We start from the raw sequence: 22,349 nt of genomic DNA on the forward strand, positions 1-22,349 counted from the left end.
CTCACCTGCACCCGGTCATTTACCGCGCAGCTATCTTAGCGCGCGCCCTGTTACGCTTTTGCGGTGATGACGCCTGTACGCCGCTTTTACGCTCCCCCACTTTACCTCTGCGCTGAGGCCCTTATAATGAGTGAGTAGACACTCATTATAGAAATGATGATTAATGCGTCAACCCGTTTTTACAATGTGATCCCTCACCTTGCAGCGGGTGGTGACTCATGATTCAATCTCGGGTTTGATGACAGGAGAGTATGTTTAGTGGCGCGTCCCCGCAGTGAAGATAAACGTATGGCGATACTTGAGGCCGCGATTGAAGCGATTGCTGAAGCGGGTTTAGGTGCGTCCACCGCCCTTATCGCCCGCAAAGCCGGGGTGGCAGAGGGCACGCTGTTTCGCTACTTTCCCAACAAGGATGCGCTTTATAACGCCCTGTTTATCCATCTCAAGCAGAGCTTCTGTCAGTCGATGATCGACAGGCTCGACAGCAAAAACGATCATAAAGCCAATGCGCGCTTCATCTGGAACAGTTTTATTGAGTGGGGTCTGGCCCATCCCCAGGCCAATCTGACGATGCGCAAGCTGGAAGTCAGCAACCGCATCAGCGATGAAAGCGAAAAGGTGGTCACCGACCTCTACCCGGAACTCAATGAAATCTGCGAGCAGGCCATCTCGCCGGTGTTTCGCTCACCGGAGTTTCACAGCTTCGGGGATGAACTCTTTTTCGCCCTGGCGCAGACCACCATGGATTTTGCCACCCGTGAACCGAACCGGGCTGAGGAGTATAAAGCGGCGGGTTTTGACGCGATGTGGCGCGCGCTGTGCGTGGCATAGCGCTGGTAGCGTCTCTGAGGGAAGAAAGATAACGGACGCCCCGCGGGGGCGTCGCTGAGGTTTACTGCGCTTCCTGCTCGACCTGGCTGCCGTTTTCCGCCCCTTTGTAGCGGCTCATCCACAGCGCCAGCGCTTTGAGCGAATCCGGCGTGAACTCGTCACAGCGGGCCGTGATCTCCTCCGGGGACATCCAGCTCGCCTCGCTCACCTCGCTCTCCTGCAACGCAAACGGACCGTGGGATACGCAGCTGAACAGCCCGCCCCAGACGCGGCAGTGCTCATCTTCGAAGTAAAACTGGCCGTGCTCCGCAAACGGTACACCGGCGATGCCCAGCTCCTCTTCCGCTTCACGTCGCGCCGACTCCAGCATCCCTTCGCCCGCCTGCACGACGCCGCCTGCGGTCGCATCCAGCATGCCGGGAAGAAAATCTTTTGTCTCGGTGCGACGCTGCACCAGCACCTTGCCCATGCCGTCGTGCACCACGATGTACGTGGCGCGATGACGCAGGCGTTGAGCGCGCATCTGCTCGCGGCTCGACTGTGCAATGACGTCATTGTTTTCACTAACGATGTCGACCCATTCCGTGCCGGAAATTTGACTCTGCTCCACCATCATCGGACCTTTTTTCAATGCGCTCTTACGGCGTATAAGTGGTTAACTGCGTTACGTTAAGGGCTAATGCAAATCTGTGCAATAACCGTGTCGTCTTTCAGGGTGCGAACGCTCAGAACGCCCTCATCCAGCATGCCGTAGCTGGCTGCGAAACCGCCTTTCGGCATGCTCACCGAACCGGGGTTGAAAAAGACAATGCCTTCGCGTTTTTCCGCCACCGGAATATGAGTATGGCCGGAAATAAACGCATCGCCCTGTTCCAGCGGCGGTAAATTATCCGGATTGTAAAGATGACCGTGAGTCAGGAACAGGCGCTGCTCGCCCAGCAGTATCTGCTGCCATGGGGCGGTGATGGGAAAGTCGAGCAGCATCTGATCCACTTCGCTGTCGCAGTTGCCGCGCACCGCGATAATGCTGCCCGCCACCGTATTCAGACGCCGGGCGACCGCGGCCGGGTCGTAACCGTCAGGCAGCGCGTTGCGCGGGCCGTGGTAGAGCAGATCGCCCACCAGCACCAGCCAGCGTGCGCCGCTGTCGGAAAAGCGCGTCAGTATTGCCTCGGTCGCCGGGAGCGAGCCGTGGATATCTGAGGCGAACACTATTTTCATGTCAGCTCCTTTACCCATGAATCACGCGTGCCGTATCAGCCTGCCTGCCGCGTTTTCAGGGCGATGAACTGCTGAACCGACGCGCGCTGCCACTGGAACGTGGCGTACTCAGCCACACGTTCCGGCACCTTATCACCATTGAGAACGAGGCGATTAACCATCAATGCCAGATCGGTATCGGCGATGCACCATTCGCCGAACAAATTCTGCTGGCCCGGTGGCAACAGGCTCTCCACGGCCTCAATCAATCGCTGCGCCTGGGCTTCCCCGGCAGGCGTAAGCGCCGGTTTCGTTGCCCCGCCAAACACCACGTCGGTGGGCCGTTCCTCGCGAATCGGCATCAGGTCGCTGCGCAGCCATGCCTGTATCTGGCGGGCGCGGGCACGGTTCTCGGGATTGTGCGGGTAGATGCGCTCCCAGGTTGGCGGCGCGAAGCGCTCTTCGAGGTATTCATCGATGGCGGAGGATTCGCTGAGCGCGAAGTCGTCGACAACCAGTACCGGTACGCGACGCGTCAGTCCCGCGCCTGGCCAGCCGGCGTGCTGATGCTCGCCGCTGTTAAGGTCGAGGGTTTCCAGCGAGAACGGCACCCCTTTCTCGGTCAGGGCGACAAATACCGACATCACATAGGGGCTATAAAAATTGGCATCGGACCACAGCGTCACGGACAGTTGGCTCATAAATCCTCGCAAAATCAGGGGAGAGAAACAAAAATATAACGCACCCTTTGCGCTGTCACCTGATTAAAATCGCGCCGTCATCCAGCGCGCGAGGGAAACATCTATACTCGATGAGGTAATACGCACGTCATCACCCCGGAGACGCTATGATCGATCTTTACTATGCCCCTACGCCAAACGGCCACAAGATAACGCTGTTTCTTGAAGAGGCCGGCCTCGCGTATCGTATTCACCGTATCGATATCAGCAAGGGCGACCAGTTTCAGCCCGCATTTTTGGCGATCTCCCCCAACAATAAGATCCCGGCGATCGTCGACCATGAGCCAGCCGACGGCGGCGCCCCGCTGAGCCTGTTTGAATCCGGCGCCATTCTGCTCTACCTGGCGGAAAAGAGCGGTAAGCTGCTCAGCACTGAGCTGCGCGAGCGCCAGGCGACGCTGGAGTGGCTCACCTGGCAGGTGGCGGGCTTTGGCCCGATGCTGGGCCAGAACCACCACTTCAACCACTTTGCACCGCAGCCGGTACCCTACGCCATCGAACGCTACCAGGTGGAAACCCAGCGCCTGTACGGCGTGCTGAATACCCGGCTGGAGAAAACGCCGTGGCTCGGCGGCGAGCACTACAGCATCGCCGATATCGCGACCTATCCGTGGGTGGTTTCCCACGAACGTCAGCGCATTGCGCTTGAGCTCTATCCGGCGGTAAAGAACTGGTTCGACAGGATAAAAAGCCGCCCGGCAACCCTGGCAGCGTACAAGCAGGCGGAAAAAAATTAAAGCGCAGCGCCCTCATGGGCGCGCTGATTTTCCTCGTGTATTATTGACGCGATTTATACACAGAGGATTGTTCACATGTCAGCCCAGCCGGACGCCATCATTCGTATTAAAAATCTGCGCCTGCGTACGTTTATTGGTATCAAACCTGAAGAGATCGCGAATCGCCAGGATATCGTGATTAACGTCGTTATCCACTACCCGGCCGACAAAGCGCGCCAGAGCGAGGATATCAACGACGCGCTCAACTACCGCACCATCACTAAAAACATCATTCAGCACGTTGAGAACAACCGCTTTGCCCTGCTGGAGAAGCTGACCCAGGACGTGCTCGACATCGCCTGCGAACATGCGTGGGTGACGCGCGCCGACGTGGAGATCGACAAGCTCTACGCCCTGCGCTACGCCGACTCTGTCTCCATGACCATGAGCTGGTGCCGTCCGCAGTAATTACCGGCAGGCATCCCGGTCGGGAATGCGCTACGCTGAAACGAGCGGAAGAAGCACGACCGGGAGCAAACATGAATATTGTGGTCACAGGTGGTACAGGGCTGGTGGGACGCGCGCTGGTAGCGCGTCTGCTGGAGACGGGGCATCAGGTCACCGTCGTCACGCGGGATGTTAACCGGGCGCGTCAGGCGCTTGATACGCGGGTCACCCTGTGGAAAGGGCTCGATGACCGCAGCGATCTCAACGGGGTCGATGCGGTGGTCAATCTGGCGGGCGAACCCATCGCCGATAAGCGCTGGACCGATGCACAAAAACAGCGGCTGTGCGACAGCCGCTGGCAGATCACCCAGCGGCTGGTGGATCTGATCAAAGCCAGCGAACGTCCCCCTTCGGTACTGGTCTCCGGTTCTGCGGTCGGCTATTACGGCGATCTTGGCGAAGTGGTGGTCACCGAAGATGAGCCGCCGCACAACGAATTTACCCACAAGCTCTGCGCGCGCTGGGAACAGATTGCCGCCGGGGCCTCTACACCGCAGACCCGGGTCTGCCTGCTGCGCACCGGCGCGGTGCTGGCCTCCAACGGCGGCATGCTCGGCAAACTGCTGCCGCTGTTTCGCCTGGGGTTAGGCGGCCCCATCGGCTCCGGGCGTCAGTATCTGGCCTGGATCCACCTGGATGATATGGTGAATGGCATTCTCTGGCTGCTGAACAACGACCTGCGCGGGCCGTTCAATATGGTTTCCCCCTACCCGGTTCGCAACGAACAGTTCACCCACACGCTCGGCCACGCCCTGCACCGTCCGGCCTTTATGCGTGCCCCGGCGGCGGCGGTGCGTCTCTTGATGGGGGAATCCTCGGTGCTGGTGCTGGGCGGTCAGCGCGCGCTGCCCAAACGCCTTGAGGCCTCCGGGTTTGGTTTCCGCTGGTTTGAACTGGATGAAGCGCTGCGGGATATCGTGCGTTAACCCCTGCTATTTCCGGTAGTTACCCTGAACGGTGACGGTGGTAAGGTAGACCGTCGTTCACCGCTCAGGCTCTGCTGATGACCCTTACCACACCGCGTCTTACCCTCACCCTGTTCCAACCCGCCGACTGGGCATTCTTTCTGGCCCTGCGTCAGGACCCCGCTAATATGCAGTTTATGGCCCAAATAAGCACGGTGGATCAGATTCGCCAGACCTTTGAGGCGCGGCGGGCGAACCCGGCGGCGTTTATCCTGCGTGCGGCGGGCGAGGCAACGCCGCCTGGAGAAGCGGGTCTGCTTATCAGCCAGCCGCATCCCGAGGTGGCCGAAGTGGGCTACTCCGTGGTGCAGGCCGCGCAAGGAAAAGGGTACGCCAGCGAGGCGCTGCGCGCGCTGTGCGAGCATGGTCTTCACACCCTGGGACTGGAGGCGATCCACGCCTGGGCGCTGGCGGATAACGCCGGGTCGGTGCGGGTGCTTGAGAAGCTGGGGTTTGAGCGGATACAGGTGCTTGAGAAGGCATACCTGCTTAACGGGGTGTACCACGACGACTGTCAGTTCCGGCTGGTCGCCTCTCACTTCATACGTAAGGAGTGAGAGGCGCGCCGTCGCGAGACTTACTTCAGGGAGCCTTTCAGGAACTGCTGCAGGCGCGGGCTTTGCGGATTGTTGAACACCGCCTCGGGCGTGCCCTCTTCTTCAATTTTGCCCTGATGCAGGAAAATCACATGGCTGGACACATGGCGGGCGAACTCCATTTCGTGGGTCACCACCACCATGGTTTTCCCCTCCTCCGCCAGCTGCTGCATGATGCGCAGCACTTCACCGACCAGCTCGGGGTCGAGCGCCGAGGTGGGTTCATCGAACAGCAGCACATCGGGTTCCATCGCCAGCGCACGGGCAATGGAAACGCGCTGCTGCTGACCGCCTGAGAGGTGCACCGGGTACTTCGCCTGGGCGCGTGCATCGATGCCGACTTTGGCAAGGTACTTGAGCGCCCGCTCCCGGGCATCGGCCTTGCTCAGGCCGAGCACCTGAATCGGCGCTTCCATGACGTTCTCCAGCACCGTCATGTGGCTCCAGAGGTTGAAGTGCTGAAACACCATGGTGAGACGGGTGCGCAGCAGGCGCAGCTGGTTTTTATCCGCCACCTTCAGCTGGCCGTCCTTATCGCGCACCAGGGTGATGTTCTGATTGTTAACCGCGATGCTGCCTTCGCTCGGCTTTTCGAGGAAGTTGATACAGCGCAGGAAGGTGCTTTTTCCGGAGCCTGACGAGCCGATAATGCTGATCACATCCCCGGCGTTCGCTTTCAAAGAGACCCCTTTCAACACCTCATGCTCGCCGTAGCGCTTGTGGAGATCGGTTACGTTTAATTTATTCTCGGACATGGGGAAACCACTCAGTGCGACGAAGAGGTAGGTTTAACGTGTCCCAGCCAGCGCTTCTCCGCTTTACGGAACAGGCTGATCAGGACATAGGAGATCATCAGGTACAGCACCGCAGCAATGCCGAACGCAGTAAACGGCTGGTAGGTCGCCGAGTTGATATCCCTGGCGATTTTCAGCAGATCCGGCACCGTCGCGGTAAAGGCCAGCGCCGTGGAGTGCAGCATCAGGATCACTTCGTTGCTGTAGGCCGGAAGCGCGATACGCAGCGCCGAAGGCAGAATAATGCAGCGGTACATCTTCACGCGCGAGAAGCCGTAGGCCCGGGCGGCTTCAATCTCGCCGTGCGGCACCGCACGGATAGCCCCGGCGAAGATCTCGGTGGTATAGGCGCAGGTGTTGAGCGTCAACGCCAGCACGGTACAGTTCATGCCGCTGCGGAAAAAAGCGTTAAGCATCTCGGTGCCTTTGACGATCTCCAGGGTATACATCCCGGAATAGAACACCAGCAGCTGCACATAGAGCGGCGTACCGCGGAAGATATAGGTAAACAGCCAGATGGGAAACTGAATCAGCTTGTTGTCAGAGACGCGTCCAATGGCGAGAAATATCGCCAGCACGCCCCCCATCACCACCGAGGCGATGAGCAGCCACAGGGTGACGGCCACACCGGTAAAGCGGTAGCCATCCGTCCAGAGCAGGGATTTCCAGTACTCCTGAATAATCTCGATCACAGCTCGGCCCTCTTCACGCCTACGGTATAGCGACGCTCAAGCAACCACAGCACGCCGTTCGAGACGGTAGTAAATACCAGATAAATCACCCCGCAGACCACCGCGAAGTAAAACGGCTCCCAGGTACTTTTCCCGGCCAGCTGCGTGGCTTTCACCACGTCTTCCAGCCCCAGCAGCGACACCAGCGCCGTGGCTTTTAAAATCACCTGCCAGTTGTTGCCGATGCCCGGCAGCGCGTAGCGCATCATGGCCGGAAACAGAATGCGGCGGAAAGTTTGCGCGCTGGTGAAACCAAACGCCGTGGCGGCCTCGATATGCCCGCGCGGCACGGCCATAAAGGCGCCGCGGAAGGTTTCGGTGAAGTAGGCGCCGTAGATAAATCCAAGGGTGATGATACCGGCCACCATCGGGTCAATATCGAACTGGCCGACGCCCAGCGCATCGGTGATGCTGTTCAGCGCGATTTGCAGCCCGTAGAAGATCAGCAGCATCAGCACCAGATCGGGCACGCCGCGGATAAGCGTGGTGTACGCTTCAAACAGCAGTGCCAGGGGGCGATTGCGGGAGAGCTTCGCCGCCGCACCGGCAAGGCCAATGACAACGGAGAGGACGACTGAGGTAAGGGCGAGCTCAAGCGTGACCAGCGCGCCCTGAAATATGACCTGAGAAAACCCATGCAGCATGCGTCTGTCCTGTGTGAGAAGTGGTATTCAGCGAGCGGTGTCTTGTAGTCCGCCGCCGCGCGTAACGGGCGGCGACGGGGATCGCACCTTGCTCACAGGTGGGGATCAGCCACCGTACACATCAAAATCAAAGTACTTTTTCGCCAGCTTTTCATACGTGCCGTCGGCGCGCATCTCGGCGAAGGCCTTGTTCAGCGCTTCACGCAGTTCGTTATCTTCTTTACGCAGGCCCATGCCGGTGCCGACGCCAAACAGCTTCTCGTCTTTAATCGACCGGCCGCCAAACTGGTAATCTTTGCCAATCGGCTGCTTCAGGAAGCCTTCGCTGGCTGCCACTTCGTCCTGGAAGGCCGCATCAATGCGTCCGGCCGTCAGGTCGGCATAGATGTTGTCCTGCCCCTGATAGGAGACGATATCAATGCCTTTCGGCGCCCAGTGCACGTTACCGTAGGTTTCCTGAGTGGTGCCCTGCAGTACGCCCACGCGCTTGCCCTTGAGTTTTTCCGGTGTAGGTTCGATATCAGACCCTTTCGCTACCACCAGGCGGGAGTTCGCTGCATAGAGCTTGTCGGTAAACGCAATCTCCTGCTGACGTTTTTCGGTGATGGAAAGCGAGGACATGATGGCGTCGATTTTGCGTGCTTTCAGCGACGGGATCAGCGCGTCCAGCGGGTTTTCCACGAAGGTACATTTTGTCTGGATGCGTTTGCACAGCTCTTTTGCCAGATCGATATCAAAACCCACCAGTTCGCCCTGCGCGTTTTTCGATTCAAACGGGGCGTAGGTCGGATCGGTGCCGATACGAACGGTGGAAGGCAGCGCAGCGAACGCCGTGGAAACACTGGAAATTGCCAGCGCCAGAGATAAAGACACAACCAGCTTCTTCATAAAAATCCTCGTCAGACTCATTTTTTGAACAGAATGCGTAAAAGGATAAAAGTGCTGGTATCGTGCCATTTTATGCATGACAGGGCAAAACATTCTGCGGCCTGCCGTCGTCTTCCCAATTCTGGTGCGTAAGTATGCAGTTTTGCGCCATTGCGGTGCAGCGCACGCACCGCAACGGCACATCGTACTCCTCTACCCCAACGGGGTACCTCGGACATCAGTCACCGTAGACGTTAAAGTCGAAGTATTTTTTGGCGAATTTATCGTAGGTACCGTCTTTGCGCAGCTCGTCGAACGCTTTGTCGAACGCGGCTTTCAGCTCGGCGTCATCTTTACGCAGACCGATACCGGTGCCGTCCCCAAAGAACTTCTTATCTTTCACCGACGGACCGGCAAATGCAAACGCTTTACCGGCAGGCTGCTTGAGGAAGCCTTCACTGGCGGCCACTTCATCCTGCAGCGCGGCGTCAAGACGGCCTGCGGCCAGATCGGAGTAGATCAGATCCTGGTTCTGATAGGCCACCACATCCACACCCTGATTGCGCCAGTTGGTGTTGGCATAGGACTCCTGAGTCGAGCCCTGCAGCACCCCGACGTGCTTGCCTTTCAGCGCGTCAATGTCAGGCGTAATCGGCGAGCCTTTCGCGGCAATCAGGCGGGAGTCAGCGGCATAAAGTTTCTCGGAGAAGGTAATCTCCTGCTGGCGTTTTTCGGTGATGGAGAGCGAGGAGATAATCGCGTCGATCTTCTTCGCCTTCAGCGAGGGGATCAGCGCATCAAAATCGCTTCCAACCCAGGTGCATTTCACCTGCATGCGTTTACACATCTCATTGCCAAGATCGATGTCAAAGCCGACAAACTCGCCTTTTGAATCCTTCGAGGAGAACGGCGCGTAGGTCGCATCGGTACCAATACGCACGGTCTGCGGCAGCGCGGCAAAGGTGCTGGCGCTGGCGGAGAGTCCCAACAGCAGTGACAGAGCAAGAGCCTTCTTGTTCATACATAACCCTCAAGTGATGAGATTTTTATTATCTGATGTTGTGTGTTGCACTAAGCCGTTGCACTTCTTGTGCCACTTTTCACGACGCAGGCGCGGGGCGGCGAATGTTAATGAAAGGTTGCAATCATGCTGTACGAATGAAAGATAGCATCCTTCAGACGCTTGCCAGAGGGGGAAGAAGCGATAAGGCGGGTTAATTGTTCAGGATATGATCGCGCTTGCAGATTTGCGCCAGAATGAGGCACCCCGGCTCGCTTTGCACTAAAAGCGGGCGTCAGGCGCCCTGCCAGCGGGTGAAAAGTTCAGCGGGAAGGTCGATGTCAAACTGGTCCAGCACGCGGTTAACGGTCTGGTTAATCACATCGTCCAGGCCCTGCGGGCGGTGATAGAACGCCGGTACCGGCGGCATGATCACGGCACCCAGTTCTGCGGCCTGGGTCATCAGGCGCAGATGGCCGAGATGCAGCGGTGTTTCGCGCACGCACAGCACCAGCGGACGGCGCTCTTTCAGCACCACGTCGGCGGCGCGGGTGATCAGGCTGTCGGTGTAGCTGTTCACGATCCCGGAGAGGGTTTTGATCGAGCACGGCAGCACGACCATGCCGGCGGTTTTAAACGAGCCGGATGAGATGCTGGCGGCAATGTCCCGGGTGTCGTGTACCACATCGGCCATGGCCTGCACGTCGCGCAGCGCGTAGTCGGTTTCCAGCGCCAGCGTCTGACGCGCCGCCTGGCTCATCACCAGATGCGTCTCGACGTCGGGCACATCGCGCAGCACCTGGAGCAGGCGTACACCATACACGGCACCGCTTGCGCCGGAGATCCCAACAATGAGTCGTTTCATATCTTTCGCCTGAGTAAAAGCATCTGGCGCTGACTTTGCCGCAATCGGCGAGGAGTTGCAACCTGCGGTTGCCGGGAAGGGAGCGGCCTTCCCCCCGCAGGAGGAAGGCGCGAGGGGGTTAACCCTCGTTGTGCATTTCGAGGTTTTCGACTTCGTTTTGCAGCGCGAGGGCTTTGGTATCGTCGTTGCGCAGGGCGTCCAGATAGTCGAGATACTGCTGATCGACATCTTTGGTGACGTACACGCCGTTAAATACCGAGCATTCGAACTGCTGAATATCCGGATTTTCCGCACGTACCGCGTCAATCAGATCGTCGAGATCCTGGAAGATTAATCCATCCGCGCCGATGATCTGGCGAATCTCGTCCACTTCGCGACCGTGAGCGATCAGCTCGTTGGCGGTCGGCATATCGATGCCGTAAACGTTCGGGAAACGAATTTCCGGTGCCGCCGAGGCGAGATAGACCTTTTTCGCACCGGCTTCGCGTGCCATCTCAATGATCTGCTCAGAGGTGGTCCCGCGCACGATGGAGTCGTCCACCAGCAGCACGTTTTTATCGCGGAACTCAGCGCGGTTGGCGTTGAGCTTGCGGCGCACCGACTTACGGCGCAGCTGCTGACCCGGCATGATAAAGGTGCGGCCAACGTAGCGGTTCTTCACGAAGCCCTGGCGGTACGGTTTGTCGAGAATGCGGGCGATCTCCAGTGCGATATCGCAGGAGGTTTCCGGGATCGGAATCACCACGTCGATATCCAGATCTTCCCACTCGCGGGCAATCTTCTCGCCGAGCTTTTTGCCCATCCCAACCCGGGCGCTGTAGACGGAAATTTTGTCGATGAACGAGTCAGGGCGCGCGAAATAGACGTATTCGAACAGGCATGGGTTGCTCACCGGGTTGTCGGCGCACTGGCGCGTAAACAGCTGGCCCTTCTCGGTGATGTACACCGCTTCGCCCGGCGCGACGTCGCGCAGGAATTCGAAGCCCAGGGTATCCAGCGCCACGCTTTCCGAGGCGACCATATATTCAGTGCGGCCATCGCCGACGTCACGCTTGCCGAGCACCAGCGGACGAATGCCGTTGGGATCGCGAAACGCGACCATGCCGTGACCGATGATCATTGCCACGCAGGCGTACGCCCCGCGGATCATGCGGTTTGTCGCGGCGATAGCGGCGAAAATGTTGTCGGCTTCCAGCGGGTAGTGGCGGAAATTATCCAGCTCGCTGGCGAACACGTTGAGCAGCACTTCAGAATCTGAGGTGGTGTTGATGTGACGACGCTTCTCCTCGAACAGCTTCTTGCGGAGTTCGTGGGCGTTCGTCAGGTTGCCGTTATGGGCAAGCGTAATGCCGTACGGGGAGTTGACGTAGAAAGGCTGGGCTTCCGATGCGCTGGAGCTGCCTGCGGTGGGGTAGCGCACGTGGCCGATACCCATATTGCCCTGCATACGCTGCATATGGCGGGCTTCGAACACATCACTCACCAGACCGTTCGCTTTACGCAGACGGAAACCATTATTGGCATCAATGGTGATGATGCCTGCGGCATCCTGCCCACGGTGCTGAAGCACCGTTAACGCGTCATAAATCGACTGGTTGACCGGCATAACACCGGCGATACCGACAATACCGCACATACGTCTTATTCCTCGTTAAGCCACATCACAGGGCTCACGCCCTGGGCAAAAAACTCGACGAGCCTTTCAGGTAATCGAAGAACCACCCGATGATGACGCTGAAGTGTGGGATAAGCACTGACTGCTGCCAGTCTACGCCTTTCGACATGCCGGTGAAGGTATCAAGGAAGAACAGAATGGCGGCGACGATCAGTACTCCACGCAGCGCACCAAAGCAAATCCCTAACACCCGGTCTGTACCCGACAGGCCGGTCTTCTCGACCAGCGCCCCTAACACGTAGTTAACGACAGCGCCGACGATAAGCGTCGCGATAAACAGCACCGCGATGGCAATCCCATTACGTACCAGTTCGTCTTCAAAGCCCGTAAACCAGACAGACAGGTAAGTGTAGTAATGACTGGCGACAAAGAAAGCACAACCCCATGTCACCAGCGATAACGCTTCACGAACAAAGCCGCGAATCAGGCTAACCAGAGCGGAAAAACCTACGATTGCGATAATGGCGTAATCAATCCAGACCATATGTGTCCCACGATGTTACGCCCTGTCATCCAGTTCGGGGCGCATTCTAACAGAAATAGAAAACGTTTGCGTAGGGATTTCCTTCCCCCGCACAAATAAAAAAGGCGTTGAAAAAAACTTCAACGCCATCGGATATTTCGCTGCTTTTTTACCCGCTGCGCCTGGGCGCCGCACGCGTTCATGACGCCGCGCATCGCATACGCCCCGCGCAAACGGGAGGTCAGTTGGCGCTATACCCCATCACCACGCCGTTCAGCCCTGAGAGCTGGTTAAGTTCCCCGAGCGAGCTTTTCAGCTTGTCGCGAGAGGCATCCGGCCCCACAAGGATACGGGTGATTTTGCCCGGTACCGGCGTTGATGGCGAGGTGTAGACCCGGTAACCGTTGGCGCGCAGTTTACCAACAATCTCATTCACTTTGTCGGCATTTTTCAACGCGCCTAACTGCACTACCCAGGCTTTGCCGGTCGGTGCCGGGATTGGTTTTTGCGCCTCGGCGTCCGCGAGCTGCTGGTTTGCACTCTCGCGCTGCGGCTGCGGTTTTTCAACCGGCTTCGGTTTCGCGGCTTCCACCGGTTTGGGTTTCGTCTCAACCGGTTTTGGCTTCGGCTTGGGTGCCGGTACCTCGTCGACGTCCGCACCGTTATCGGCAACGATCTGCGACGTATCCAGCGACGGCGCAGCGGCATTGCCCGCCCTCACCTCTTCCGCCGCCCCTTCAGGCGGCTGCGCCGGCAACGCCTGCGTGGCGGCAGGCAGCATATCCGGTTCGTCGTTATCCCCAGGCTTTGGCACCAGTGGAATCGCGGCGAACTCGTCCTGATAATGCTTTTTCTGACCGTCGAGCATACCGGGGAGCAAAATCACCCCGAGCGCCACCAGCACAATGGTCCCAACTAAACGGTTCTGAAACTTACTGGCCACCGGTTCTCCCCGCTTCGATTTCTTCCATTACCTGCGCGACCGTATGAAACGAGCCGCACACCAGAACGGTATCCTGCGCTGAGGCCTGCGACATCGCGCACTGCCATGCCGCGGCGACGCTGTCGAACAGCTCGCCTTTGCCAAGGTGCGCCGTCAGCTCTTCCGCTTTCGCACCGCGCGGCCCGTCCAGAGGGGCACAATACCAGCTATCCACCACCGGCTCCAGACAGGCCAGGGTACCGGCGATGTCTTTATCGTGCAGCATTCCCACTACCGCCAGCGTGCGTCCCGCCGTCGGCTGCTGGGCCAGGCGCTGCGCCAGATAAGCGGCGGCGTGCGGGTTGTGGGCGACGTCGAGAATGACGCGCGGTGCCTGCTGGACAATCTGAAAACGGCCCGGCAGCGTCGCACCGGCCAGCGCGTCGCGGATCGCCGCCTCGCTGACCTTAAGCCCGCTGGCGCGCAGCGCGGCCAGCGCGGTGGCGGCATTGGCTTGCGGTACCAGCGGCAGCGGCAGCGCGTTGAGCTCGCCGTGAGCATCGCTGAAGCGCCAGCTATCGGCATCCACCGTATAGCGCCACTGTTTATCGCGCTGAAGCAGCAGCGCGCCCTTCTCACGCGCCACGTCGGCAATGCTCTGCGGCATATCCGGCTCACCGACCACCGCAGGCTTACCGGCGCGGAACACGCCAGCTTTTTCACGCCCGATGCTTTCGCGGTCCGGGCCAAGCCAGTCGGTGTGGTCGAGCGCAATGCTGGTTATCACCGCCACGTCAGCATCCACCAGGTTGGTGGCATCAAGGCGGCCGCCCAGCCCGACTTCGAGGATCGCCACGTCTACCTGCTCGGCGTTAAACAGCCACAGCGCGGAGAGCGTGCCGTATTCAAAATAGGAGAGCGAGGTGTCGCCGCGTGCGGCTTCGATATGGGCAAACGACGCGGTGTGCCGCGCCTCGGCCAGCTCCTCACCCTGAATGCGTACCCGCTCGGTATAGCGCACCAGGTGCGGCGAGCTGTACACGCCGACGCGGTAGCCTGCGGCAATCAGCATCGCTTCGAGCAGGCGGCAGGTGGTGCCTTTGCCGTTGGTGCCGGCAACGGTAAAGACAAACGGGGCCGGCCTGGTAACGCCCAGGGTCGCCGCCACGCGGCTGACGCGCTCAAGCCCCATATCAATGGTTTTACCGTGCAGATTTTCCAGATAAGAAAGCCACGTGGCCAGGGGCGACGTGGCGTTGGGAATTACGTCTTTGTCCATCATACCCGTGTCTTTATTGCGAACGTGAAAGGCAAAAAGGCAGAGCCACTGTGGCCCTGCCCTTTGATTCCGATTAGATCTCGTCCTGCTGCGGGGCAGGCGGCACGACAATGCTTTCGCGCGGCTTATCGGGGTTCGGTGCGGGGAGATTCATGAACTTCGCCAGCACGCTTGCCAGCTTGAGGCGCATCTCCGGGCGGCGCACGATCATGTCGATCGCGCCCTTTTCAATCAGGAACTCACTGCGCTGGAAGCCCGGCGGCAGTTTTTCACGTACGGTCTGCTCGATAACGCGCGGGCCGGCAAAGCCAATCAGCGCTTTCGGCTCGGCGATGTTCAGGTCGCCCAGCATCGCGAAGCTTGCAGAGACGCCGCCCATGGTCGGGTCAGTCAGTACCGAGATATACGGCAGACCGCGCTCCTGCATTTTCGCCAGCGCCGCAGAGGTTTTCGCCATCTGCATCAGCGACATCAGCGCTTCCTGCATACGCGCCCCGCCGGACGCGGAGAAGCAGATCAGCGGGCAGTTATCTTCCAGCGCCTGCTCAACCGCACGCACGAAACGCGCGCCAACCACGGAGCCCATTGAACCGCCCATAAAGGCGAACTCAAAGGCCGCAGCCACAACCGGCATGTCGTGCAGAGTGCCTTTCATTACCACCAGCGCGTCTTTCTCGCCGGTCTCTTTCTGGGCCGCCGCAAGACGATCTTTGTATTTCTTAGAGTCTTTGAACTTCAGAACATCTTTCGGCTCAAGTTCGCTACCCAACTCCACCATTGAGCCTTCGTCTAACAGGCTGTGCAGGCGGTCACGCGCCGACAGGCGCATATGGTGATCGCACTTCGGGCAGACCCCAAGGTTGCGCTCCAGCTCGGCACGGTAAAGTACCTGACCGCAGCTGTCGCACTTGGTCCACACCCCTTCAGGGATGCTTGCCTTGCGGGTGGGGGTGATATTGCTCTTATTGAGAATTCGTTCAATCCAGCTCATTGATGACCTTTCTGCCTGAACCTGGGATACCGTTACCGGGCGGTACTGCATAGCACTACAGCACATGCCAGCGCGGGTACAGATGCCAGTTTTGTCCGTGGGGCGCGGGAGGCGACTCCCCCGGACAACCAAATAAATGGTGCACATTAAAACATAACGGCCGACGACTTGGGATAAAAAAGTGGTCTAACCGCGCTTAGCTGCGCATATTTCCGGTGATGCCACCGGCCCGAAGGCGTTTATCCGCCGGGCCGATGGTATAACCTTAGCGCCCCTGACGCGCCGCTGCACGCTTGTGGCGAATCACTTCCACCACCCCCGGCAGGATCGAGACGATAATAATCGCCACAATCAGCAGCTTCAGGTTGTCCTGCACGAACGGCAGGGTACCAAAGAAGTAGCCCGCGTAGGTAAACAGCAGTACCCACACCAGCGCGCCAATCACGTTATAGGCCGCAAAATGACGGTAGGACATCTTGCCCATTCCCGCCACGAACGGCGCAAAGGTACGGACAATCGGCACAAAACGGGCAAGAATGATGGTCTTACCGCCGTGCCGCGCGTAGAACGCGTGGGTTTTATCAAGATAGCTGCGACGGAAGATTTTGGAATCCGGATTGCTGAACAGCTTGTCGCCAAACAGCCGTCCGATGGTGTAGTTCACCGCATCACCGGCGATGGCGGCGACGATCATCAGTAGCACCATCAGGTGCACGTTGAGATCGTTGCCCGGCAGCGACGCCAGCGCACCGGCGACAAACAGCAGTGAATCTCCCGGCAGGAATGGCGTGACCACCAGCCCCGTTTCACAAAACAGAATCAAAAACAGAATGGCATAAACCCAGACGCCGTACTGCGCGACCAGCTCTGCAAGGTGAACGTCGATATGCAAAATGAAATCAACGATAAAAAGAATAACATCCATAATATTCCGGCTTCCCAGACTGCATTCAGTCAGCTAAAAAAAGTGGGCCCATCGGCGGGCGCGGCAGGTCGAACCGGGTCGGGTAGTCTACCGCAACCAGATACAGCCCTTCCGCTTTCGCCGTCGCTGCCGCAAGCGTTCTGTCCTTTGCCGCCAGCAGTTGTGCAATCCAGCTCTCCGGCTGGTTACCACAGCCCACTTCCATCAGGCTGCCCGTAATATTACGCACCATGTGGTGAACGAACGCGTTCGCTTTGATATCTATCACCACATACTCCCCGTAGCGCGCGACGTCGATATGCATCACGTTACGCCAGGGGGTGCGGGACTGACACTGGACGGCGCGAAACGAGGTAAAGTCGTTTTCGCCGATCAGGCTCTGTGCCGCACGGTGCATCCGCTTTTCATCGAGGGGCTGATGAAAATGGGTCACGCCTTGCTGTAAAACGGCCGGTCGCAGACGATTATTGAAAATAATGTAGCGATACCGGCGCGCCGTTGCGCTAAACCGCGCATGAAAATCTGCCGGCACATCTTTGACCCAGCGAACGGCGATGTCTCCAGGTAAATTCGCATTTACACCCAGCGTCCAGGCGGCGTCTTTACGCACCGCGCTGGTTTCGAAGTGGACCACCTGCCCGGTGGCGTGCACCCCGGCGTCGGTACGCCCGGCGCAGAACACGTTAATCGGCTCGTTCGCCACCTGAGAAAGCGCTTTCTCCAGCTTTTCCTGCACGCTGCGGACTTCGTTCTGACGCTGCCAGCCGTAATATTTACTGCCGTCGTACTCTATCCCCAACGCGACTCTGACGCGCGGTTTGTCCTGCGGTTCCGACATCAGTAGAGGTACTCCTGCAGGAGTTTTTCGGCGGTTTTCACCGCCATCAACGCGCCGCCGTAGCGCACGTTGTCGGCCACCGACCAGAACTGAATCTGCTCCGGCATACCGTAGTCGTTACGCAGACAGCCGATGGAGAGCTGGGCGTTGCCTGACGCATCCGCCACCTGGGTGGGAAACGCATTCTCATCGGACAGCGCAATGTCTTCAACCAGGCCCAGCGCGTCGCGCGCCTCTTCCGCCGCCAGCGGACGCATGGCTTCAAAGCTCACCATCTGGGCATGGCCGTAAAACACCGGCGACTGCACGCAGCTGGCGGAGATCATCAGCCCTTCGTCCTGCAGGATTTTACGCGCTTCATCCACGATGGTGCGCTCTTCGGCGACCACGCCCTCAGCATCCGGAAGCAGCGGCAGCATGTTAAAGGCCAGCTGACGGCCAAAGAAGTCATCTTCATCGACCGGCATCCCGTTGAGCAGGCGCGCGCTCTGCCCGGCCAGCGCATCCACCGCCGCCTTGCCGTGGCGCGACGCGGAGAGCAGGCTGGTGACCTGAATACGGCCCAGTCCACCGGCATCGATAAGCGGCTTCAGCGCTTCCAGCAGCTGGCTGGTGAGGCTGTTCGCCACCGCCACCAGATTGCGGTTGCGGTAATCGGCCAGCACGAACGGGTTGACGTCCGGCACCACCAGCGGCACGTCCGGCTCCAGCGCAAACAGCCCGCTGCTGTCGATCACCAGGCAGCCCGCGTTGGTCGCCTCTTCGCACCAGGCAGCAGAGGCTTCCGCGCCTGCCACGAAGAAGGCAAGCTGGGCCTGCGTCCAGTCAAAGGCAGCCACATCTTCAACGCGGATGCTTTTACCCGCATAGCGCAGGCTCTGCCCCGCGCTCTCGCTACGTGCCAGGGGATAAATTTCACCAACCGGGAACTGGCGCTCTTCAAGCAGTTCAAGCAGGGCTTCACCCACGGCTCCCGTGGCGCCCAGGATGGCGATATTCCAGCCTTCAGACATGTGGTTTACTCCAGACAATAAAGAAGCGTTCCCCTAAAGCGCGAAGAACGTAAGAATCGAATTAGCGGGCCGGGTGATACACGGCGTTAAAGCCCAGTTTCGCCAGCAGCGCGGCGGCATTAGCGTCATCGCACTGAATATAGAGCGAGGACCACTCGCGGCGCTCTTTGTAGTGCTTACGCAGCTTATCAAACTCGCCCGGCGTACCGGCAACCGCGCGCAGCGGCGCATCGTCGCGGCGCACATCATACACCAGATGCACCAGCCTTTTCAGCGTAGCCTGATCGAGTGCGCCGTGCAGCGTCAGGCGACCAAACTCCGGGGCCGGCAGCAGAGCATCAAGCGCCACCTGCTGCTTCTGACCGATAAATTCGCTGAAGGCTTCGAAGACCTGCGTGGTGCCGCGCGCTTTGCCCTCCAGGGTATAGCCGGCAATGTGGGCGGTGCCGATATCCACTTTGTCGAGCAGCGCGACGTTGAGATCCGGCTCCGGCTCCCAGACGTCCAGCACCACGCTGAGCCGTTGTCCGGCATTCAGGCAGGCGAGCAGCGCCGCGTTATCCACTACCGGACCGCGGCAGGCGTTGATCAGAATCGCGCCGGGTTTCAGGGCGCGGATCAGCGTCTCGTCGGCGAGGTGCAGGGTTTTATACGGCCCCTCTTTAAACAGCGGGGTGTGAAAAGTCAGAATATCCGCATCACGCACCAGCGCGTCGAGGGGCTGGAAGTCACCCTCGTCACCGCGATCGGCGCGCGGCGGATCGCACAGCAGCGTGCGCACGCCCAGCGCCTCAAGCCGCGCCTGCAAACGCGATCCGACGTTACCGACGCCCACAATGCCGACCGTGCGATCGGTCAGGTTGAACCCGTCACGCTCGGCGAGCATCAGCAGCGCCGAAAACACATACTCCACCACCGCGATGGCGTTGCAGCCGGGCGCGGCTGAAAAGGCAACTCCCGCCTGCGCAAGCCAGGCCTCATCCACATGATCGGTCCCGGCGGTGGCCGTTCCCACAAACCGCACCGGTTTGCCGGTCAGCAACGACGCGTTCACTTTGGTCACCGAGCGCACCATCAGCGCGTCGGCATCGTTCAGTTCTTGCTCTGGAATCGGGCGGCCCGGCACCGCCCTGACATCGCCAAGGCGACTGAAAAGTTCGCGGGCGTAAGGCATATTTTCATCAACGAGGATTTTCACGATACGGTACCTGTATGGATGCGGGAAATAACCGTTTAAAGCCTGCCCTCAGGGGCTATTGGGCCAGGGCGTAAGTGTGCCATAATCTCGCCGCCAGGCATACTTGCTCAACTGGCTTAGTGTGGCGCTACCTCGTGGCAGATTTAAGGATTATTGATGATGCAACCCATTCAAGGGGCTCCGGCTCGCCCTCCCGGTGAACCGCCTGCTCCGCAGACGTCTGCCGGAGAGCTTCCGCTGTCCACCCATCAGCGTACCGTGCTGGAGCGGCTGATTACACGCCTTGTGGCGCTCACGCACCAGCAGAGCGCGGAAGTGTGGGCCGCCGTACGCCACGATCTGGGGCTTGCGAGCGAAACCCCGCTGCTGTCGCGCCACTTCCCGGCCGCCGAGCAGAGCCTCAACCAGAAGCTTGGCAGCGCGCAGGATAACCACGCCACGCGCCAGGTGTTGCAGCAGCTGACGGAACTGCTCGGCCAGGGCAATAATCGTCAGGCCGTTAGCGACTTTATCCGTCAGCAGTTTGGCCAGACGGCGCTCAGCCAGCTTACGCCAGAGCAGTTAAAAACCGTGCTGACGGTGCTCAAAGACGGGCAGATCGCCATTCCCCAACCCCAGCAGCGCCCGCAGACCGACCGCCCCCTGCTGCCAGTAGAGCACAACGCGCTCAACCAGGCGGTAACTAAACTGGCTGCCGCCACCGGCGAATCCAGCAAGCTTATCTGGCAGTCAATGCTGGAACTCTCCGGAGTGAAAAGCGGCGAGCTGATCCCGGCGAAGCATTTTGCCCTGCTTAACACATGGCTTCAGGCGCGTCAGACCCTCAGCAATCAGGCTGCGCCTACGCTGCACAGCGTGCAGACCGCCCTGAAACAACCGCTGGAGCCGCAGGAGTGGCGCGAGATGACCGATTATGCGCAGCAGCGCTGGCAGGTGACGCCCCAGACCATCCTTACCACCGGTCAGGTTCAGGATCTGCTGAACCAGGTGTTCTTGCGCCGTGCCGAACGCGCCCCCGACTTCCTGGAAGCGCGCAACGTTCAGCCCATCTACAACCCGTTTATCGCGCCGTTCATCTCGCCGATTAAAACCCTCACCGCACGGCCCGGCATCGCCTTTATCGCCCTGCTGGTGGTGATGATCCTGTTCTGGATGCTGTTCTGAGTCTGCGCTATCGCGCCCATAAAAAAAGGAGCCAGAAGGCTCCTTTTTTTGTCGCTCGCTAACGGCTTACGCGTTGTATTTACGCATTACCAGCGTGGCGTTGGTACCGCCGAAGCCGAAGCTGTTAGACATCACGGTGGTCAGCGCTTTCTCGGTTGGCTGGGTCACGATGTTCATGCCCTTCGCCATCTCGTCCAGCTCATCGATGTTGATGCTCGGCGCCACGAAGCTGTGCTCCAGCATCAGCAGGCTGTAAATCGCTTCCTGCACGCCCGCCGCACCCAGAGAGTGACCGGTCATGGCTTTGGTGGCGGAGATCGCCGGGGTGTTATCGCCAAACACGTCGCGGATAGCGCCCAGCTCTTTCACGTCGCCCACCGGCGTAGAGGTGCCGTGGGTGTTCAGGTAGTCGATCGGGGTGTCCACACCGTGCATCGCCATCTGCATGCAGCGCACAGCGCCTTCACCTGACGGGGCAACCATGTCTGCGCCGTCTGAGGTTGCGCCGTAGCCAACGATTTCAGCATAGATATGCGCGCCGCGCGCCAGAGCGTGCTCCAGCTCTTCTACCACGACCATACCGCCGCCGCCTGCGATAACGAAGCCGTCACGGCTCGCATCATAGGTACGGGAGGCCTGTGCCGGGTTCTCGTTGTACTTGGTGGAGAGCGCGCCCATCGCGTCGAACTCGCACGCCATTTCCCAGCACAGCTCTTCGCCGCCGCCGGCAAAGACGATGTCCTGTTTGCCAAGCTGGATCTGCTCAACCGCGTTACCGATACAGTGCGCGGAGGTGGCGCACGCGGAGCTGATGGAGTAGTTCACGCCGTGAATTTTGAACGGGGTGGCGAGGCAGGCAGAAACGCCGGACGCCATGGATTTGGTTACCACATACGGGCCAACCGCTTTCAGGCCACGCGGGCTGCGCATTGCATCCGCACCGAACACCTGGTATCTCGGAGAACCGCCGCCGGAACCGGCAATCAGGCCGACGCGCGGATTGTTCTGGTACTGTTCATCAGTAAGACCTGAATCCGCAATCGCCTGTTCCATAGAGAGGAAAGCATAAACAGATGCATCGCTCATGAAACGCACGATTTTACGATCGATAAGGCCAGTGGTATCCAGTTTAACGTTACCCCAGACGTGGCTGCGCATTCCGGAATCTTTGAATTCCTGGGAAAAAGTAATCCCTGAACGCCCTTCACGCAGAGATGACAGGACTTCCTGCTGGTTGTTACCGATGCTGGAAACGATGCCCAGGCCAGTAATCACTGCACGTTTCATTCAATACCTCTGTAATAGCTCTGTTTAGGATTCGAGACGCAAGATAGCGTACACTTGTACGCCGAACAAGTCCGATCAGCCAATTCCCTGGTAAATTTGCGCCCGGCGCCTCACCTCGTTAAGATCGCCCCACTGCTT

25 protein-coding genes are annotated in these 22,349 nt (G+C 59.2%); 6 read left to right on the top strand and 19 right to left on the bottom strand.

Annotated elements, in window-relative coordinates; translation table 11 throughout:
* The first annotated feature begins 258 nt into the window (after positions 1-258).
* Positions 259-831, top strand: coding sequence for a TetR/AcrR family transcriptional regulator (locus DW58_RS10795; RefSeq protein ID WP_024549284.1), 573 nt, complete (start codon positions 259-261; stop codon positions 829-831).
* Positions 832-892: 61 nt separating this feature from the next.
* On the opposite strand, the gene yfcD is transcribed toward DW58_RS10795, so the two are convergent.
* Genes yfcD through yfcF form a run of 3 tightly spaced genes read right to left on the bottom strand, consistent with a single transcriptional unit; the run spans position 893 to position 2,732 of the window.
* Positions 893-1,444, bottom strand: coding sequence for an NUDIX hydrolase YfcD (yfcD, locus tag DW58_RS10800; protein WP_024549285.1), 552 nt, complete (start codon positions 1,442-1,444; stop codon positions 893-895).
* Between the two features lie 56 nt (positions 1,445-1,500).
* The gene (gene yfcE, locus DW58_RS10805; RefSeq protein WP_024549286.1) at positions 1,501-2,052 is read right to left on the bottom strand and encodes a phosphodiesterase; all 552 of its coding nucleotides are present in this window, start codon (positions 2,050-2,052) and stop codon (positions 1,501-1,503) included.
* 35 nt (positions 2,053-2,087) lie between these two features.
* Positions 2,088-2,732 carry a glutathione transferase gene (yfcF, locus tag DW58_RS10810; protein WP_024549287.1) on the bottom strand — a complete coding sequence of 215 codons (645 nt, stop codon included), beginning with the start codon at positions 2,730-2,732 and terminating at the stop codon, positions 2,088-2,090.
* Positions 2,733-2,878: 146 nt separating this feature from the next.
* Between yfcF and yfcG the strand changes: the two genes are divergently transcribed.
* The 4 genes from yfcG (at position 2,879) to DW58_RS10830 (ending at position 5,516) form a co-directional block, all read left to right on the top strand.
* Positions 2,879-3,508, top strand: a complete 630-nt coding sequence (gene yfcG / locus DW58_RS10815; RefSeq protein WP_024549288.1) for a GSH-dependent disulfide bond oxidoreductase — start codon at positions 2,879-2,881, stop codon at positions 3,506-3,508.
* Positions 3,509-3,583: 75 nt separating this feature from the next.
* Complete coding sequence (gene folX, locus DW58_RS10820) at positions 3,584-3,955, top strand: dihydroneopterin triphosphate 2'-epimerase (protein ID WP_024549289.1); 372 nt, start codon at positions 3,584-3,586, stop codon at positions 3,953-3,955.
* A gap of 71 nt (positions 3,956-4,026) precedes the next feature.
* Positions 4,027-4,920, top strand: a complete 894-nt coding sequence (locus tag DW58_RS10825) for a TIGR01777 family oxidoreductase (RefSeq protein WP_035894770.1) — start codon at positions 4,027-4,029, stop codon at positions 4,918-4,920.
* Between the two features lie 74 nt (positions 4,921-4,994).
* Positions 4,995-5,516: a GNAT family N-acetyltransferase gene (locus tag DW58_RS10830; RefSeq protein WP_024547452.1), complete on the top strand. Its 522-nt coding sequence runs from the start codon at positions 4,995-4,997 to the stop codon at positions 5,514-5,516.
* Positions 5,517-5,536: 20 nt separating this feature from the next.
* Here DW58_RS10830 and hisP read toward each other — a convergent pair whose 3' ends face one another.
* The 15 genes from hisP to pdxB form a co-directional block, all read right to left on the bottom strand.
* The gene (gene hisP / locus DW58_RS10835) at positions 5,537-6,310 is read right to left on the bottom strand and encodes a histidine ABC transporter ATP-binding protein HisP (RefSeq protein ID WP_024547451.1); all 774 of its coding nucleotides are present in this window, start codon (positions 6,308-6,310) and stop codon (positions 5,537-5,539) included.
* 11 nt (positions 6,311-6,321) lie between these two features.
* Positions 6,322-7,041, bottom strand: a complete 720-nt coding sequence (locus DW58_RS10840; RefSeq protein ID WP_024547450.1) for an ABC transporter permease — start codon at positions 7,039-7,041, stop codon at positions 6,322-6,324.
* Positions 7,038-7,724, bottom strand: coding sequence for a histidine ABC transporter permease HisQ (locus tag DW58_RS10845; protein ID WP_024547449.1), 687 nt, complete (start codon positions 7,722-7,724; stop codon positions 7,038-7,040). Before DW58_RS10845 ends, DW58_RS10840 begins: the two co-directional genes overlap by 4 nt.
* A 105-nt stretch (positions 7,725-7,829) precedes the next feature.
* A complete protein-coding gene (gene hisJ, locus DW58_RS10850) occupies positions 7,830-8,612 on the bottom strand; it encodes a histidine ABC transporter substrate-binding protein HisJ (protein WP_024547448.1) in 783 nt (260 codons plus the stop codon).
* A 217-nt stretch (positions 8,613-8,829) separates the two neighbouring features.
* A complete protein-coding gene (gene argT, locus DW58_RS10855) occupies positions 8,830-9,612 on the bottom strand; it encodes a lysine/arginine/ornithine ABC transporter substrate-binding protein ArgT (protein ID WP_024547447.1) in 783 nt (260 codons plus the stop codon).
* A 274-nt stretch (positions 9,613-9,886) separates the two neighbouring features.
* On the bottom strand, positions 9,887-10,456 hold the full coding sequence (locus DW58_RS10860; RefSeq protein WP_024547446.1) for a UbiX family flavin prenyltransferase: 570 nt from the start codon (positions 10,454-10,456) through the stop codon (positions 9,887-9,889).
* A gap of 118 nt (positions 10,457-10,574) precedes the next feature.
* Entirely contained in the window at positions 10,575-12,092 is a 1,518-nt protein-coding gene (gene purF / locus DW58_RS10865) for an amidophosphoribosyltransferase (RefSeq protein WP_024547445.1), read from the bottom strand.
* Positions 12,093-12,126: 34 nt separating this feature from the next.
* A complete protein-coding gene (gene cvpA, locus DW58_RS10870; RefSeq protein ID WP_024547444.1) occupies positions 12,127-12,615 on the bottom strand; it encodes a colicin V production protein in 489 nt (162 codons plus the stop codon).
* A 220-nt stretch (positions 12,616-12,835) separates the two neighbouring features.
* The gene (dedD, locus tag DW58_RS10875; RefSeq protein WP_024547443.1) at positions 12,836-13,537 is read right to left on the bottom strand and encodes a cell division protein DedD; all 702 of its coding nucleotides are present in this window, start codon (positions 13,535-13,537) and stop codon (positions 12,836-12,838) included.
* Complete coding sequence (gene folC / locus DW58_RS10880) at positions 13,527-14,795, bottom strand: bifunctional tetrahydrofolate synthase/dihydrofolate synthase (RefSeq protein WP_024547442.1); 1,269 nt, start codon at positions 14,793-14,795, stop codon at positions 13,527-13,529. Before folC ends, dedD begins: the two co-directional genes overlap by 11 nt.
* A gap of 73 nt (positions 14,796-14,868) precedes the next feature.
* Positions 14,869-15,786 carry an acetyl-CoA carboxylase, carboxyltransferase subunit beta gene (accD, locus tag DW58_RS10885; RefSeq protein WP_024547441.1) on the bottom strand — a complete coding sequence of 306 codons (918 nt, stop codon included), beginning with the start codon at positions 15,784-15,786 and terminating at the stop codon, positions 14,869-14,871.
* Positions 15,787-16,051: 265 nt separating this feature from the next.
* Complete coding sequence (locus DW58_RS10890; protein ID WP_024547440.1) at positions 16,052-16,711, bottom strand: DedA family protein; 660 nt, start codon at positions 16,709-16,711, stop codon at positions 16,052-16,054.
* Positions 16,712-16,736: 25 nt separating this feature from the next.
* Complete coding sequence (truA, locus tag DW58_RS10895) at positions 16,737-17,549, bottom strand: tRNA pseudouridine(38-40) synthase TruA (protein ID WP_024547439.1); 813 nt, start codon at positions 17,547-17,549, stop codon at positions 16,737-16,739.
* Positions 17,549-18,562, bottom strand: coding sequence for an aspartate-semialdehyde dehydrogenase (locus DW58_RS10900; protein ID WP_024547438.1), 1,014 nt, complete (start codon positions 18,560-18,562; stop codon positions 17,549-17,551). The genes truA and DW58_RS10900 overlap by 1 nt, the downstream gene beginning before the upstream one ends.
* A gap of 61 nt (positions 18,563-18,623) precedes the next feature.
* Positions 18,624-19,760 carry a 4-phosphoerythronate dehydrogenase PdxB gene (pdxB, locus tag DW58_RS10905; protein WP_024547437.1) on the bottom strand — a complete coding sequence of 379 codons (1,137 nt, stop codon included), beginning with the start codon at positions 19,758-19,760 and terminating at the stop codon, positions 18,624-18,626.
* Between the two features lie 159 nt (positions 19,761-19,919).
* On the opposite strand from pdxB, the gene flk reads away from it, so the two are divergent.
* On the top strand, positions 19,920-20,924 hold the full coding sequence (flk, locus tag DW58_RS10910) for a flagella biosynthesis regulator Flk (RefSeq protein WP_024547436.1): 1,005 nt from the start codon (positions 19,920-19,922) through the stop codon (positions 20,922-20,924).
* Between the two features lie 66 nt (positions 20,925-20,990).
* On the opposite strand, the gene fabB is transcribed toward flk, so the two are convergent.
* Positions 20,991-22,211, bottom strand: a complete 1,221-nt coding sequence (fabB, locus tag DW58_RS10915) for a beta-ketoacyl-ACP synthase I (RefSeq protein ID WP_024547435.1) — start codon at positions 22,209-22,211, stop codon at positions 20,991-20,993.
* Positions 22,212-22,349 lie beyond the last annotated feature (138 nt).

It is taken from the genome of Siccibacter turicensis LMG 23730 (assembly GCF_000463155.2).
GTDB lineage: Bacteria > Pseudomonadota > Gammaproteobacteria > Enterobacterales > Enterobacteriaceae > Siccibacter > Siccibacter turicensis.

Bases quoted from the DNA above. Each gene is read 5' to 3' on its own strand.
- DW58_RS10845 (WP_024547449.1), bottom strand. From the start codon at position 7,724: ATGCTGCATGGGTTTTCTCAGGTCATATTTCAGGGCGCGCTGGTCACG.
- DW58_RS10900 (WP_024547438.1), bottom strand. From the start codon at position 18,562: ATGTCTGAAGGCTGGAATATCGCCATCCTGGGCGCCACGGGAGCCGTG.
- yfcF (WP_024549287.1), bottom strand. From the start codon at position 2,732: ATGAGCCAACTGTCCGTGACGCTGTGGTCCGATGCCAATTTTTATAGC.
- purF (WP_024547445.1), bottom strand. From the start codon at position 12,092: ATGTGCGGTATTGTCGGTATCGCCGGTGTTATGCCGGTCAACCAGTCG.
- folX (WP_024549289.1), top strand. From the start codon at position 3,584: ATGTCAGCCCAGCCGGACGCCATCATTCGTATTAAAAATCTGCGCCTG.
- argT (WP_024547447.1), bottom strand. From the start codon at position 9,612: ATGAACAAGAAGGCTCTTGCTCTGTCACTGCTGTTGGGACTCTCCGCC.
- hisP (WP_024547451.1), bottom strand. From the start codon at position 6,310: ATGTCCGAGAATAAATTAAACGTAACCGATCTCCACAAGCGCTACGGC.
- DW58_RS10825 (WP_035894770.1), top strand. From the start codon at position 4,027: ATGAATATTGTGGTCACAGGTGGTACAGGGCTGGTGGGACGCGCGCTG.
- yfcG (WP_024549288.1), top strand. From the start codon at position 2,879: ATGATCGATCTTTACTATGCCCCTACGCCAAACGGCCACAAGATAACG.
- hisJ (WP_024547448.1), bottom strand. From the start codon at position 8,612: ATGAAGAAGCTGGTTGTGTCTTTATCTCTGGCGCTGGCAATTTCCAGT.
- fabB (WP_024547435.1), bottom strand. From the start codon at position 22,211: ATGAAACGTGCAGTGATTACTGGCCTGGGCATCGTTTCCAGCATCGGT.
- DW58_RS10860 (WP_024547446.1), bottom strand. From the start codon at position 10,456: ATGAAACGACTCATTGTTGGGATCTCCGGCGCAAGCGGTGCCGTGTAT.
- cvpA (WP_024547444.1), bottom strand. From the start codon at position 12,615: ATGGTCTGGATTGATTACGCCATTATCGCAATCGTAGGTTTTTCCGCT.
- accD (WP_024547441.1), bottom strand. From the start codon at position 15,786: ATGAGCTGGATTGAACGAATTCTCAATAAGAGCAATATCACCCCCACC.
- folC (WP_024547442.1), bottom strand. From the start codon at position 14,795: ATGGACAAAGACGTAATTCCCAACGCCACGTCGCCCCTGGCCACGTGG.
- flk (WP_024547436.1), top strand. From the start codon at position 19,920: ATGCAACCCATTCAAGGGGCTCCGGCTCGCCCTCCCGGTGAACCGCCT.
- yfcE (WP_024549286.1), bottom strand. From the start codon at position 2,052: ATGAAAATAGTGTTCGCCTCAGATATCCACGGCTCGCTCCCGGCGACC.
- truA (WP_024547439.1), bottom strand. From the start codon at position 17,549: ATGTCGGAACCGCAGGACAAACCGCGCGTCAGAGTCGCGTTGGGGATA.
- yfcD (WP_024549285.1), bottom strand. From the start codon at position 1,444: ATGGTGGAGCAGAGTCAAATTTCCGGCACGGAATGGGTCGACATCGTT.
- DW58_RS10890 (WP_024547440.1), bottom strand. From the start codon at position 16,711: ATGGATGTTATTCTTTTTATCGTTGATTTCATTTTGCATATCGACGTT.